The following is a 13,847-nucleotide window of genomic DNA, read 5'->3' as shown; positions in this document are numbered from 1 at the left end:
GCCGGTTTTTTTATGCGGCTTTTTTCGGCCAGGCGGCGAGCTTGCGGGCGAAATGCGACACCGTGCCATGCAGAAGCATGGTGAAAGCCGCCAGCACGAACAGGCAGGCGAACATCAGATCCACCTTGGCGCGTCCATTGGCGAGCAGCATCAGATAGCCGAGGCCCTTCGATGCGCCCACCCATTCGCCCACCACTGCGCCGATGGGCGCGTAGACGGCGGCAAGGCTCAGGCCCGACGCCAGTGAGGGAAAGGCAAACGGAATACGGATGCGAAACAGGATCGCCATGCGTCCGGCCCCCAGAATTTCCGCTGCGTCGATCAGGCTGCTATCGGTGCGCCGCATCCCGTCGAAGAAGGTGGAAACCACCGGAAAGAAAATCATCAGCACCGTGACCGCGATCTTCGATGCCGGTCCGTAGCCGAGCCACAAAGTCAGGATGGGGGCGAGCGCGAAGATCGGGATCGCCTGACTGAACACCATGGCAGGCATGACAAGCCGCTGCGCCAGCGGCGACATCATCAGGCAAATCGCGGTTGCGATGCCGACCGCACTGCCAAGGACGAGACCGCCCAGAACTTCGCCGATGGTGGCGGCGGCGTTTTCAGTGATCAGCCCGGCATTGGCGATCAGCGCCTGCACCACATCCAGCGGGCCGGGCAGAATGAAACGCGGCATCTGGCCGATGCTCACCACCGCCTGCCAGATGGCCAGCGCCACCGCCGCCGACAGCAAGCCGTCGGCGATGCGCCTTGTGCGGGAACGATTTGAAATCGTAGCGTCCAACTAAGCCACTTTTCCTGAAACTGCTTTCAACCCCATCGACCAGAACTCGGCTTCGAGCCTGCTTGCAGTGGAAAAGATCTGGCACAGCCTTGGCCAACGCGGACTTTTCTCGAAGTCGTCGCCGATGCGGTCTTTGGCAGCCTGATCAAACAGCTTGCCGACCGTGTGGCACATGTCCTGATATTCGGCCCCTGCATAGGTATCGATCCACTCCTGATAGGGCGTGCCGGGCAGGGCGGTCACGGCGAGATTGAGGCCGATCTCGCCATAGCCATGCGCGCAGGGCACAAGCGCGGTCAGCAGATCAAGGAAGTCGCCCGCCTGTCCGCAATCGAGCACATAGCGCGTGTAGGCGAGGTTTTCCGGCTCTTCCTTCGTCGCGTAAAGCTCGTCTTCGCTGATCCCCTCGCGGGCGCAGATGCTGACATGCAGCGGCAGTTCCATATGGGCGAGACCATGCATGATATCGGCGCAGAGCCGGGTTTCCTGCAGTGTATTGGCCTTGACGACGCCAAGCGCAAAGGCGCGCGCATAGTGGTGCAGATAGACATAATCCTGACGGAGATAGTGCAGGAAGGCAGCTTTCGGCAGTGTGCCATCGCCCAATCCGCGCACGAATTCATGCTCGATATAGGGCTTCCAGTCGGCAAGTGTCGCGGCGCGCAGGCGCGTGAACAGTTCGGAGGAATAATGCGGCTGCGGCTGGCTCATGACTTGCTCCCTTCCGCGTTGACGTCGATGGCGAATTTCTCGACCGGCAGGATGGAAGGCACCAGATTGTGCTCCTTGAGATAGGCCTCATAACGCTGCCAGCGGCCAGTATCGAGGCTTGCAGGCGCGCGGGAAAAGCGCGCCACCGTGTCTTTCCAGGCGCGCTGGTTCAGCTCGTCCTTCAGTTCGGTGCTGTAAGATGAAAACAGCTCGTAACCCTTGTCCGGGTGGTTGACGATATATTGCGCGGCCTTCTCCGTGGCCGACAGGAAGCGTGAAATCTTGTCCTTTTCCGCCGCGTCCAGTTTGTCGGAAGCGGCGACATAGACCAGCTCGTCATAAACCGGCACGCCTTCTTCCTCGACGAAGAAGCATTTGCCGGGCACGCCTTCGACGGCCATCTGGTTCAGCTCGACATTGCGGTAAGCGCCCATCACGGCATCGACCTGCTTGGACATCAGCGAAGGCGCCAGCGAAAAATTCACATTGATCAGTTCGACATCCGACAGTTTGACACCGTGCTGGCCCAGTATGGTGCCGAGCAAAGTTTCCTCGGTGCCAGCGACCGAATAGCCGATCTTCTTGCCCTTGAGATCGGCGATGGAATTCACCGATCCGTCGTCGCGGGTCATCAGGCAGTTGAGCGGCGAGTCGATCAGTGTCCCGACGCGGATAAGCGGCAGGCCTTCATGCACCTGAAGATGCACCTGCTGCTGATAGGAGATGGCGAGATCGGCCTGTCCTGCCGCCACCATCTTGGTGGGCGTCGAGGCATCGGCAGGCGCGACGATATCCACGTCCAGCCCGGCATCCTTGAAGTAGCCGAGCTTGTCGGCGACGATGATGGGACCGTGATCCGGGTTTACATACCAGTCGAGAATGAGCTTCAGCTTGTCATCGGCGTAAGCCGAAGTGGCAGCGGTGAAAGCGAGGCCGAACAGGGCGGCGAAGGTGGTCTTTCTCATTTGCGTTGCCTTTCCATGGGGGTCTTCTCCAGAGCATGGCCTGCATAGGCGCGGGTGGTTTCGATCCATTGGCGCAGGCGGCTTTCGGGGTCGGCATTGAGGGTGATGTCGGTGACGACGGAAACGATATCGGCACCCGCTTCAAAAACGCCCGGTGCGCGTTCGACGCTCATACCGCCGATCCCGACCAGTGGAATGTCGCCAATCCGCGCCTTCCATTGGCCAAGGCGGGGCAGGCCCTGTTCGTGCCATTTCATCTTTTTCAAAATGGTCGGGTAGATGGGGCCGAGCGCGATATAGTCAGGCTTTACCGACAGGGCGCGGTCCAGTTCCGCCTCGTCATGGCTCGAAACACCCAGTTTCAAGCCACCGGCGCGAATGGCATCCAGATCGGCGTCATGGAGGTCTTCCTGTCCGAGATGGATGAAGTCGCAACCTTCCACCAGCGCCAGCTTCCAATAGTCGTTGACGATCAGCTGGCAGTCATGGGCAAGGCAGATTTCCCGAGCGGCGCGAATTTCACTGCGCAGCTCCGGCTCGGCCTTATCCTTGACGCGCAGCTGCACCAGCCTGACGCCCAGCGGCACCATGCGCTCCAGCCATTTTGCGCTGTCGAAGATCGGGTAGAACGGATCGAGGGCCATTACAAAAACGCCTTTCCGAGAAGAGGGGTGGAAGGTGCCGCCATATCGCGCGCTTCGATGGCGTCCGCTTCGAAAGCGAGACGCCCGGCTTCGACGGCAAGCGCGAAACCACGCGCCATGGCGACGGGATCGCCAGCCTTGGCGACAGCGGTGTTGATGAGCACGGCGTCATAGCCCAGTTCCATCGCAGCCGCCGCATGGGACGGCACGCCGATACCGGCATCGACCACCAGCGGAATGTCGGGGAAGTGCGCCCGCATGGTTTTCAGCGCATAAGGATTGTTGAGGCCACGGCCCGAGCCGATGGGCGCGCCCCAGGGCATCAGCACCTTGCAACCAGCCTCAACGAGCTTTTCCGCGACGACCAGATCGTCATTCATATAGGGAAAGACCTCGAAACCGTCTTCGCAGAGTATGCGCGCTGCTTCGACCAGACCGAACGGGTCGGGCTGCAACGTGTCGTGGTCGCCGATCACTTCCAGCTTGATCCAGTTGGTGCCGAAGATTTCACGCGCCATTTTGGCGGTGGTCACCGCTTCTCGCGGCGTGTGGCAGCCTGCCGTATTGGGCAGAACGGCGACGCCCAGTTCGCGGATCAGCGCCCAGAAATCCTGTCCGGCGCGGGCCTCGCCGCTTTCGCGACGCAGCGACACGGTGACGATCCCCGCCTGCGAGGCGCGCACCGCATCGGCAAGAATAGCTGGCGAGGGATATTGCGCCGTGCCGAGCAGCAAGCGGCTTTCGAACTTCTTGCCATAGACTTCCAGCATCTCAGCCTCCCTGCATCGGGGCCAGAACTTCGATGCGGTCGCCAGCCGACAAGATCGCGGCTGCGCGCTCGTCGCTGGCCACGAATTCGCCGTTGAGCGCGGTCGCGACAACCGCCTCGTCCAGTTCGATCTCGGCGAGCAGCGCCGCCAGATTGGTTGCTGCCGTGGTGATGACTTCACCGTTCAGCACGATTGTCATGCATAGTCCTCCACAAATTCGGGCTTGGTTTCGGGCGAGGTCGCGGCCGCAACCGCCATGCGCGCTATCGCCGGCGAGAGCAGGAAGCCATGGCGGTAAAGCCCGTTGACATAGATGGTTTTGCCGCGCCGTCTTACGCGGGGCAGATTGTCGGGAAAAGCAGGGCGCGCATCGACGCCGGTTTCGAGAATTTCCGCCTCGCCGAATGCCGGATGCAGGGCATAGGCCGCGCTCAGAAGTTCCAGTGTCGAGCGCACGCTGATGCCCGACCGCTCGCCGCTTTCGATCATCGTCGCGCCGATCATGTGCACACCGTCGCCACGCGGCACGATATAGAGCGGAATGCGCGGATGCAGCAGGCGCACCGGCCGGGAAAGGTTGATGTCGCGCGAGCGGACAACCAGCATTTCACCTTTGACGCCGCGCAGATCGGGCAGCGCATCACGGGCGCTAAGACCACGCGCATCCACCACGATATCCGCGTCGATCTTCGCTGCATTGGCTTCCGTATTGAGATGAAAGACGACGCTCTTTCTTTGCAGGTTTTCGGCCAGCTCAATAAGGGTCTTGCGCGGATCGAGATGGCCCTCGCCCGCGAAGAAAAGACCCTGCCGGAAACGTCCGGCCAGATCGGGTTCCAGCGCGTCGATGCGGTCGTAGTCGATTGTGTCGAAGGCTTCCGTGCGGCGCGCGAAACGGCGCAACTCGCTGGCGTCGCGGTTGTGCGACAGAACCAGCGTGCCTTCTCGCTTGACGCCGGAGACGTGCTTTTCCCACCAGCCGATGGCTTGCTTCCCCAGCCGCACCACCGGTTCTTCGGCGCTTTCGCCCTCGCACCATGGCGCCAGCATGCCGCCTGCAAACCAGGAACAGCAGTCGGAACCGATCTGCGGGCTGCGGGCAATCACCGTGACGGCATGGCCCTGATCGGTGAACTCGGCGGCGGTGGCAAGACCGGCGACACCCGCTCCGATGATGGTGACGCGCATCACGCGATCTCCTCCGTTCGGGTTTTCCAGAGGTCATGGAAATGGTGCACCGGCCCGTGGCCGTGACCGATCTTCAAAGTATCGGCGGCACGGATGGCCCCTTGCAGATAGGTGTGCGCATTCAGCACGGCCTTTTCGAGCGGCAGGTTCTTGGAAAGCTCCGCGGCGATGGCTGAGGAGAGCGTGCAGCCTGTGCCATGGGTGTTGCCGGTCAGGATGCGCGGCGCTTCGATACGCAGCGTTGGCTGGTCGCGGCGCACCAGCAGGTCGGTGCAGATTTCGCCTTCCGCATGGCCGCCTTTCATCAAAACAGCCTTCGCGCCAAGTTCGAGCAGGGAGCGGCCCTGTTCCTCCGCGTCCGCATCGTCGAACGCCAGATCGCAGCCCAGCAGGCAGGCCGCTTCCGGCCGGTTGGGCGTAAGCAGGGTGGCGAGCGGCACCAACCTCTCGCGCAGCAGAGCAATGGCGTTTTCGCTCAAAAGCCGGTCGCCGGACTTGGCCACCATCACCGGATCGAGAACGATAGGACCGGAAAAATGCGCAAGCCCGCGCGCGATGGCTTCGATGGTTTCAGGCACGGAAACCATGCCGATCTTCACCGCCGCCACATCGAGATCGCTGAAAACGGCGTCGATCTGGCCCGCGACGATGGCGGGCGGGATATCGTGCACCGCGCTCACCGTGCAGGTGTTCTGCACGGTCACAGCCGCAATGACGCTCGCGCCATAAACGCCGAGCGCGGAAAATGTCTTGAGGTCGGCCTGAATGCCGGCACCCCCGCCACTGTCGGAACCGGCAATGGTGACGCATATAGGCACGGAACGCGCCTGGTCACTTGTTGATATAGTTCGGGAGAAACTATGTTTCTGGTTCATCGTGTCGTCTCTCATTCCGAACGGAAAGATGAGACGTCATGAACCTGTATGGAGCATAAGCTCCGAGTGGGATGAACCCCGTCCGCGACGCGTCAAACTCCGTTCCCTACGCAGGTATTACCCGGATCAGGTTCAATGGGTTAACGCGAGAACGCGCCTCTCAGCCTCTATCGAGGCACCCCAACGAATTTTGCATCCATAGGCATAGGCCGGAAGTTTTGAGTGGTCAAGCCATCTCGGACGAGGTCTGGCGTTCCGGAAACGCGATCATGGGAAAAAACTTATATGAGCAGCCCCTTCATATATGGTTTGTTAAAACCATTGGTCGTATTGTCCCTGCGGGGAAGTGCGTCCAGGTGGCGGTCCTCGCCTGTTTGTTCATGCCTGTCTGGTCATGAACTCATGCGGAATATGATGTTCCACTGTGAGGTTTTGTTGGCTAATTCAGACTGACGGCATGTGTCGGCTTGGGGCAAGGGGTATATAATGGCGAAACGGAAGGCCGGTCCGGCAGAGGCGGGAGGCTCCATGGCGAGCACGTCCCAGCAGGATTTCCGTATTCTGTTCACCACCCATCCCACACCCATGTGGGTCTATGATCCGCAGACGCTTGGCTTCATCATCATGAATGACGCAGCCTATGCGCTCTACGGCTATACGCCCGACGAGCTGCCGGGCATGACAGTTCTCGATATCCGCCCGCAGGCCGAGCGCGAGCGCATGTTGAGCGCTGTCCGGGATCGCAGCGACCTGGAGCGGCCTGAGCGCTGGCAGCACCGGCGCGCCAACGGCGAAATCATTGAAGTCCTGACTTACGGGCGACAAGTGCAGTTCGACGGCAAGGAAGCCATCCTCGCCATCGTGCAGGACCGAACAGAGCTTGCCGAGGCCAACCGACAGGCAATCCATGCCCAGTCGCTGCTCGACAGCCTCGTCAGCAATCTGCCGCTCGGCGTGTTCATCAAGGACATGCAGGACGAGGGGCGTTATGTACTCTACAATCAGGCGGCATCGCGGGCGAGCGGCAAGGCGGTCGATGCGGTGGTCGGTTTCACCGATGCGGAACTGATGACCGAACTGGAGCGCCGCCAATATGCGCAACAGGATCGCCAGGTGATGAGTAAAGGCGAAGCGCTCAGCGTCGAATATAAATCCCGGCATGATGATGGAACGCAGCGTGTTTTGCGGGTCATCAAAAGTTCGATCCCGGCGGTCGAGGGCGGCACGCCGCGTTATCTGATCGGCTTGATCGAAGATATTACCGAACGACGCGAAATCGAGGAGCGCATGGCCCATATCGCCATGCATGATAGCCTCACCCGCTTGCCCAACCGCGCCTCTTTCTCCCATCATGTGGAGGAATTGTTGAAAAAGCGCGGCGATGCGGAGCCGTTCGCACTTTTTTATATTGATATCGATCACTTCAAGAGCATCAACGACAATATCGGTCATCAGGCGGGTGACCAGCTCTTGCAGCAGATTGCAGAGCGGTTGCGCCAGATCACCACCGCCGACCAGTTCATCGCGCGGCTTGGCGGCGACGAGTTCGCCGTCATCTATCGCAGCGGAACCGTCGGCCAGATAGCGATGTTTGCGGATCGGGTGCTTTCCGCGTTTCAGGAACCGTTCAAACTCTGCGACACCGCGGAGTTCGTCACCTGCAGCATGGGGATCGCCCAAGCGCCGCTGCATGGCGACAATTCCGATGTGCTGATGCGCAACGCGGATCTGGCGCTCAATGCGTCGAAATCGAGCGGCAGGCGCACCTTCCATTTTTACCAGCACTCGCTGCGTCTGGCCGCCGAAAAGCGCCACATCATGACGAGCGAGCTGCGTCAGGCCTTGCTGTCTGAACAGTTCGAACTGCATTACCAGCCGATCTTCAATCTCGAAAGCGGGTTGATCTCGGGTTTCGAAGCGCTGATCCGCTGGCGTCATCCCGAGCGCGGCATGGTATCGCCTGCGGAATTCATTCCACTCGCAGAAGAAACCGGATTGATCGGCCCGATCGGCGATTGGGTGCTGCTGGCCGCCTGCCGTGAGGCGGTTTCCTGGCCGGAAGATATCAAGGTCTCGGTCAATCTGTCGCCGGTCCAGTTCAGCCAGACCTCGCTTCTGCGCTCTGTCACCGATGCGCTGGATGCCGCCCGCCTGTCGCCGAACCGGCTGGAACTGGAAATCACCGAATCGGTGTTTCTTTCCAACAGCAAGCACAATATTGAACTGCTATTCGAGTTGCGCCGCCTTGGCGCCCGCATTGCCATGGACGATTTCGGGACCGGCTATTCGTCGCTCAGCTATCTGCGCTCCTTTCCGTTCGACAAGATCAAGATCGACCGCAGCTTCGTCTCCGGCATCGAAGCGGATACGCGCGATCTTGCCATCATACAGGCGGTAGCGACGCTGGGCGCTGGTTTCAACATTGTCACGACTGCCGAAGGCGTGGAAACGGCGCAGCAGTTGGAACGCCTGAGAACCGAACGTTTCGGCGAAGTACAGGGTTATCTGACCGGACGCCCGATGCCGGCCGGCGATGTGCAGGCCTTCATCCAGAGCAATAACGGCACCGGTCTTGCGATGCCCGCCGCGCATAACCGGCTGCCGGTCTGAGCCGGAAACCCGGCCCTCACAGCGCCGCATTTCCATTTTCAAAAAAGCGCTTGACCTTCCAACGGTGGGAAGGACTACTTATATGGCAATTCAGAAATCTAGCCTCTCCGGAGGCGTGAAAAGGGACTGCTAAAGGTCTCGAAGAGGATTGCCATGAACAAGCCCGTCGATCACGAATCCATCAGTTTTCCCGTTCCCGTGGAAGGTATGAGTTGCGCTTCCTGTGTTTCCTCGGTTGAAAAGGCGGTGTCGAAGGTCGCAGGCGTCGACAAGGTTTCGGTCAATCTCGCCACCGAGCGCGCCGATGTGACTTTCAAGGGCGCGCCGGATCTGCCTGCTGTCATCGATGCCATTCGCAAGGCGGGCTACGACGTTCCATCGGGCAGCGTCGATCTCGCCATTGAAGGCATGAGTTGCGCCTCATGCGTCAGCAAGGTCGAAAAGGCGCTGAATGCGGTGCCGGGCGTGACACGCGCCAGCGTTAATCTGGCGACCGAACGCGCCCATGTGGAACTGGCAGGTGGGGTCGAGACATCCGAACTTATCAAGGCCGTCGAGAAGGCCGGTTACGAAGCGCGTTCCCTGAACGATAAAAAGCATGAAGCACCAGCCGAAACCCAAAGCGAAAAGCGCGACGCCGAAGCTGCGGAACTGAAGAAGAGCGTTCTGCTGGCGGCAGTTTTGACCCTTCCTGTCTTCGTGCTGGAAATGGGGTCGCATCTTATTCCCGCTGTCCATATGTTCGTGATGGACCGGATCGGCATGCAGAACAGCTGGTATCTGCAATTCGTGCTGACCACGCTCGTCCTGTTCGGACCGGGCCTACGCTTTTTCAAGAAGGGCATTCCGGCGCTGCTGCGCGCAACACCGGATATGAACTCGCTGGTCGTCGTCGGCACGCTCGCTGCCTGGGGCTTCTCGCTTGTCGCAACCTTCCTGCCGGGCGTTTTGCCCGCGGGCACGGTCAATGTTTATTTCGAGGCGGCGGCGGTCATCGTTACACTGATCCTGATCGGGCGTTATCTTGAAGCACGCGCCAAGGGACGCACCAGTGCGGCGATCAGCCGTCTGGTCGGCTTGCAGGCCAAGTCGGCGCGCGTGGTGCGGGATGGCGAGACGGTCGATGTGCCGCTGGAAGACGTGCGCGCAGGCGATATCGTGCAGGTGCGCCCCGGCGAAAAAGTGCCGGTCGACGGTGAAGTGATCGAGGGGGCGTCCTATGTCGATGAATCGATGATCACGGGCGAGCCCGTGCCTGTCGCCAAGGATAACGGCGCAGAAGTGGTCGGCGGCACCATCAACAAGACGGGTGCTTTCACCTTCCGCGCCACCAAGGTGGGTCACGACATGGTGATCTCGCAGATCATCCGCATGGTCGAGGATGCGCAGGCTGACAAGCTGCCCATTCAGGCCAAGGTCGACAAGGTGACAGGCTGGTTCGTGCCCGCCGTCATGGCCGCTGCCGCGCTGACCTTCGTGCTCTGGCTCGCCATTGGCGGTACGGCGATGCTGGGCTACGCGCTCGTCAATGCCATTGCCGTTCTCATCATCGCCTGCCCATGCGCCATGGGCCTCGCCACCCCGACCTCGATCATGGTCGGTACTGGCCGTGCGGCGGAGTTCGGCGTTCTGTTTCGCCGTGGCGATGCGCTGCAAACCCTGCGTGATGCGTCGATCATCGCTGTCGACAAGACCGGCACGCTGACCCAGGGCAAGCCTGCACTGGCGCATTTTGCAACGGTAGACGGTTTCGACAGGCAGGAACTTCTGGCTCTGGTGGCATCGGTCGAAGCCCGCTCCGAACATCCGATTGCCGATGCCATCGTGACGGCTGCAAAGGAACAGGGCCTGAAGCTTGCCGACGTGACAGCTTTCGAGGCGGTACCGGGCTTTGGTCTCAAGGCGAGTGTTTCAGGGCATGAAGTCGCCATCGGCGCCGACCGCTATATGGCCAAGCTCGGCCATGATGTGGCGGTGTTTGCCGAAGATGCGAAGCGTCTGGGCGATGAGGGCCAATCTCCGCTTTATGCCGCCATTGACGGCAAGCTTGCCGCCATCCTGACCGTTGCCGATCCGATGAAGGAGACGACGCCTGCCGCCATCGCAGCCCTGCACGAGCAAGGGCTTACCGTAGCGATGATCACCGGCGACAACCGCCGCACCGCGCAGGCCATCGCCAAGCGGCTCGGCATTGATGAAGTGGTGGCGGAAGTGCTGCCGGACGGCAAGGTTGAAGCGCTGAAGCGGCTTTCGGCTGGCGGCAAGCGCATCGCTTTCGTCGGCGACGGCATCAACGACGCCCCGGCGCTGGCGGCGGCAGATGTTGGCATCGCCATCGGCACCGGAACGGATATCGCGATTGAAAGTGCAGATGTGGTGCTGATGTCGGGCGACCTGCGCGGTGTTGCAAACGCCATCGCCATATCGAAGGCGACGATCCGCAATATCAGCGAAAACCTCTTCTGGGCCTTCGCCTATAATGTAGCGCTCATTCCCGTCGCGGCCGGTATTCTCTACCCCTTCACCGGCACTTTGCTGTCGCCGGTTCTGGCGGCGGGTGCGATGGCGCTGTCGAGCATCTTCGTGCTCAGCAATGCGCTAAGGCTGCGCCGGTTTCAAAGCCCTCTGGCACCACAGTAGCATTCCTCGTGATGCCGGGCTGCAAAGAGCAATTTCCTGCGCTCCGGTGCTCGAAAATCACTCTTTTCGCCACGGCCTGACGAGTTTGCCACTGTAGTGCTCGACTGACCAACACAGCAATTCAAACCAACTCCCAAGCAAAGGCGGCTCTCACGAGCCGCCTTTTTTCGTTTCCTCTGGATTTATTTTATTTCTGCCTAATGTTTAATATAGGCAGAGAGCGTCGCTGCGTGAAACGCAACGGCGCTCCCACCCATCAGGACTTCTCGCATTCGATGTGTTCCGTGCGTCTCGGCTCAGGCACGGCGGTCTGCAGTTACACTTGAAGGGGGTAATATTTTGCTTATTTCCTTGACGTCCATCGTTCTTGTGCTGGTCGGGCTGGCGCTCGGCTGGGGCGGTATCCAGCTCGTTACCCTGGGGGGCAGCTGGTACTATATCATTGCCGCTGTCGGCTTTTTGCTGACAGGCGCTCTTCTCTTCAAAAGAAGCGCTTCGGCCCTGTGGCTCTATGCGTTGATCGTACTGGGTTCGCTTGGCTGGGCTGTCTATGAAGTCGGCTTCGACTGGTGGCAACTTGGCGCGCGTGGCGGCATCATCGTGCTGCTTGGTCTCTGGCTTTTGACCCCGTGGATCAGAAAGCCGCTGAATGGCGGCAAGGGTGGCGGCGGTCTGCCGCTGACGGTCGCGAGCGTCATAGCGCTTGCAATCGCCGGCTATTCCATGACGCAGGATCCTTACAATATTGCGGGCAGCCTGCCGACAGACAAGGTTGCGGCAACGCCCGACCTTGGCGGCAATGTGCCCGACGGTGAATGGCACCAATATGGGCGCACGCCCTATGGCCAGCGTTATTCGCCGCTGGCGCAGATCACGCCGGACAATGTCTCCAAACTGCAGGTGGCCTGGCAGTATCAGACCGGCGATGTGAAGCAGCCGCAGGATGTCGGCGAAACCACCTATCAGGTGACGCCGCTCAAGATCGGCGATTCGCTTTATCTCTGCACGCCGCACAACTGGGCCATTGCGCTCGACGCCGCGACCGGCAAGGAAAAGTGGAAGTTCGACCCGAAAGTTGGCTTCAATACCGACCGCCAGCACCAGACCTGCCGTGGCGTGAGCTACTGGAAGGACGCCAATGCGACGGCTGGCGCGAAATGCGCCGAGCGGGTCTATCTGCCGACCTCGGATGCCCGCCTCATTGCGCTCGACGCGGCGACCGGTGAAATCTGCACCGATTTCGCCAATGGCGGCACGCTCGATCTCAGCCATGGCATGAAGTTCAATCCGGCCGGTTATTACTACTCGACCTCGCCTCCGGCTGTGGTCGGCGACAAGATCATTGTCGGCGGCGCCGTCAACGACAATTACTCGACGGAAGAACAGTCGGGCGTCATCCGCGCTTTCGATATCCGCACCGGCCAGCTTATCTGGAATTGGGATTCGGGCAATCCGGATGTCACGACGCCGCTGCCGGAAGGCCAGTTCTACACGACCAATTCGCCCAACAGCTGGTCGGTCTCCAGCGTGGACGAAAAGCTCGGCCTGATCTTCGTTCCACTCGGCAATCAGGTGCCCGACCAGCTTGGCATGGATCGCAGCGAACATGTGGAGAAATATTCCTCCTCCATCGTCGCGCTCGATGTGAACACGGGTCAGGTGAAGTGGGTGCGCCAGACGGTCCACCATGATCTGTGGGACATGGACGTTCCGGCGCAGCCCGTGCTGCTCGACATCAACGGCACGCCAGCACTGGTCGGTCCGACCAAGCAGGGCGACCTCTATGTGCTCGACCGCCGCACCGGCGAACCGATCATCCCGATCAAGGAAATCCCGGCACCGACCGGCACCATACCGGAAGATCATTCCTCGCCGACGCAGCCGATCTCCGATCTGACTTTCAGCCCGCCAGCATTGCGCGAAAGCGATATGTGGGGTGTGACGATGTTCGATCAGCTCGCCTGCCGCATCAAATTCCACCAACTGGCCTATGAAGGCCGCTACACGCCGCCGTCGCTGAAGGGCACCATTGTCTATCCAGGCAATTTCGGTGTCTTCAACTGGGGCAGCGTGGCGGTCGATCCGGTGCGGCAGGTGATGTTCGGTATGCCGACCTATCTGGCCTTCACGTCACGCCTTGTTCCGCGTTCGGAAATTCCGCCAAAGGGGCAGGATGAAAAGGGCAGCGAACAGGGCCTGAACCGCAATGACGGCGCGCCTTACGGTGTCTTCATGGGACCGTTCCTCGGCCCGCTCGGCATTCCGTGCCAAACCCCGCCGTGGGGCTATGTCGCGGGCGTCGATCTGCGCACCGGCAAGACCGTCTACAAGCATCGCAACGGCACCATTCGCGATATGGCGCCGGTTCCGCTGCCGTTCAAAGTCGGCGTGCCGGGCATTGGCGGGCCGATGATCACGGCGGGCGGCGTTGCCTTCCTTGGCGCGGCTGTCGACGATTATCTGCGCGCCTATGACCTGACCACCGGCAAGGTGCTTTGGGAAGCGCGTCTGCCCGCAGGCGGACAGGCGACGCCGATGTCCTATACGGTTGGCGATCAGCAATTCGTGCTGATGGTTGCTGGCGGGCACGGCTCGATCGGCACCAAGCCGGGCGACTATGTCATCGCCTATACGCTGCCGAAGAGCTAACTCCCAAC

Annotated in this window: 11 protein-coding genes and 1 riboswitch; of the genes, 3 read left to right on the top strand and 8 right to left on the bottom strand. The window is 60.6% G+C overall.

The genetic code is table 11. The features are described 5' to 3' along the window. Positions 1–10: 10 nt before the first annotated feature. Genes JAU75_RS06035 through thiD form a run of 8 tightly spaced genes read right to left on the bottom strand, consistent with a single transcriptional unit; the run spans position 11 to position 5,940 of the window. Positions 11–787 (bottom strand): ABC transporter permease, encoded by a 777-nt coding sequence (locus JAU75_RS06035; protein WP_199055488.1) that lies wholly within the window; start codon positions 785–787, stop codon positions 11–13. Beyond that, positions 788–1,498: a thiaminase II gene (gene tenA, locus JAU75_RS06030; protein WP_199055486.1), complete on the bottom strand. Its 711-nt coding sequence runs from the start codon at positions 1,496–1,498 to the stop codon at positions 788–790. It lies immediately after the preceding gene. After that, positions 1,495–2,463 (bottom strand): ABC transporter substrate-binding protein, encoded by a 969-nt coding sequence (locus JAU75_RS06025; protein ID WP_199055484.1) that lies wholly within the window; start codon positions 2,461–2,463, stop codon positions 1,495–1,497. Before JAU75_RS06025 ends, tenA begins: the two co-directional genes overlap by 4 nt. Next, positions 2,460–3,107 (bottom strand): thiamine phosphate synthase, encoded by a 648-nt coding sequence (locus JAU75_RS06020; RefSeq protein WP_199055482.1) that lies wholly within the window; start codon positions 3,105–3,107, stop codon positions 2,460–2,462. Before JAU75_RS06020 ends, JAU75_RS06025 begins: the two co-directional genes overlap by 4 nt. Next, positions 3,107–3,877, bottom strand: coding sequence for a thiazole synthase (locus JAU75_RS06015; RefSeq protein ID WP_199055480.1), 771 nt, complete (start codon positions 3,875–3,877; stop codon positions 3,107–3,109). The genes JAU75_RS06020 and JAU75_RS06015 overlap by 1 nt, the downstream gene beginning before the upstream one ends. Position 3,878: 1 nt before the next feature. Then, positions 3,879–4,076, bottom strand: a complete 198-nt coding sequence (thiS, locus tag JAU75_RS06010; protein WP_104754685.1) for a sulfur carrier protein ThiS — start codon at positions 4,074–4,076, stop codon at positions 3,879–3,881. Beyond that, positions 4,073–5,065: a glycine oxidase ThiO gene (thiO, locus tag JAU75_RS06005; protein ID WP_199055478.1), complete on the bottom strand. Its 993-nt coding sequence runs from the start codon at positions 5,063–5,065 to the stop codon at positions 4,073–4,075. The genes thiS and thiO overlap by 4 nt, the downstream gene beginning before the upstream one ends. Then, positions 5,065–5,940, bottom strand: a complete 876-nt coding sequence (thiD, locus tag JAU75_RS06000) for a bifunctional hydroxymethylpyrimidine kinase/phosphomethylpyrimidine kinase (protein ID WP_199055476.1) — start codon at positions 5,938–5,940, stop codon at positions 5,065–5,067. Before thiD ends, thiO begins: the two co-directional genes overlap by 1 nt. An 86-nt stretch (positions 5,941–6,026) precedes the next feature. Further along, positions 6,027–6,133: riboswitch (TPP riboswitch) on the bottom strand. Positions 6,134–6,426: 293 nt separating this feature from the next. Between thiD and JAU75_RS05995 the strand changes: the two genes are divergently transcribed. The 3 genes from JAU75_RS05995 to JAU75_RS05985 all read left to right on the top strand — a co-directional run bounded on the left by JAU75_RS05995 (position 6,427) and on the right by JAU75_RS05985 (position 13,839). Then, entirely contained in the window at positions 6,427–8,550 is a 2,124-nt protein-coding gene (locus tag JAU75_RS05995; protein WP_199055474.1) for a bifunctional diguanylate cyclase/phosphodiesterase, read from the top strand. A 153-nt stretch (positions 8,551–8,703) separates the two neighbouring features. Next, positions 8,704–11,190 carry a heavy metal translocating P-type ATPase gene (locus JAU75_RS05990; RefSeq protein ID WP_199055472.1) on the top strand — a complete coding sequence of 829 codons (2,487 nt, stop codon included), beginning with the start codon at positions 8,704–8,706 and terminating at the stop codon, positions 11,188–11,190. A 339-nt stretch (positions 11,191–11,529) separates the two neighbouring features. Next, a complete protein-coding gene (locus JAU75_RS05985; RefSeq protein ID WP_199055470.1) occupies positions 11,530–13,839 on the top strand; it encodes a glucose/quinate/shikimate family membrane-bound PQQ-dependent dehydrogenase in 2,310 nt (769 codons plus the stop codon). Positions 13,840–13,847 lie beyond the last annotated feature (8 nt).

This window comes from Ochrobactrum sp. Q0168 (assembly GCF_016427605.1).
Classification (GTDB): domain Bacteria; phylum Pseudomonadota; class Alphaproteobacteria; order Rhizobiales; family Rhizobiaceae; genus Brucella.
The sequence above is the reverse complement of the archived record's forward strand: the minus strand, read 5'-3'. Positions and strand labels throughout refer to the sequence as shown.

Bases quoted from the DNA above. Each gene is read 5' to 3' on its own strand.
- JAU75_RS05990 (WP_199055472.1), top strand. From the start codon at position 8,704: ATGAACAAGCCCGTCGATCACGAATCCATCAGTTTTCCCGTTCCCGTG.
- tenA (WP_199055486.1), bottom strand. From the start codon at position 1,498: ATGAGCCAGCCGCAGCCGCATTATTCCTCCGAACTGTTCACGCGCCTG.
- JAU75_RS06025 (WP_199055484.1), bottom strand. From the start codon at position 2,463: ATGAGAAAGACCACCTTCGCCGCCCTGTTCGGCCTCGCTTTCACCGCT.
- thiO (WP_199055478.1), bottom strand. From the start codon at position 5,065: ATGCGCGTCACCATCATCGGAGCGGGTGTCGCCGGTCTTGCCACCGCC.
- JAU75_RS05995 (WP_199055474.1), top strand. From the start codon at position 6,427: ATGGCGAAACGGAAGGCCGGTCCGGCAGAGGCGGGAGGCTCCATGGCG.
- JAU75_RS06015 (WP_199055480.1), bottom strand. From the start codon at position 3,877: ATGCTGGAAGTCTATGGCAAGAAGTTCGAAAGCCGCTTGCTGCTCGGC.
- JAU75_RS06020 (WP_199055482.1), bottom strand. From the start codon at position 3,107: ATGGCCCTCGATCCGTTCTACCCGATCTTCGACAGCGCAAAATGGCTG.
- thiS (WP_104754685.1), bottom strand. From the start codon at position 4,076: ATGACAATCGTGCTGAACGGTGAAGTCATCACCACGGCAGCAACCAAT.
- thiD (WP_199055476.1), bottom strand. From the start codon at position 5,940: ATGAACCAGAAACATAGTTTCTCCCGAACTATATCAACAAGTGACCAG.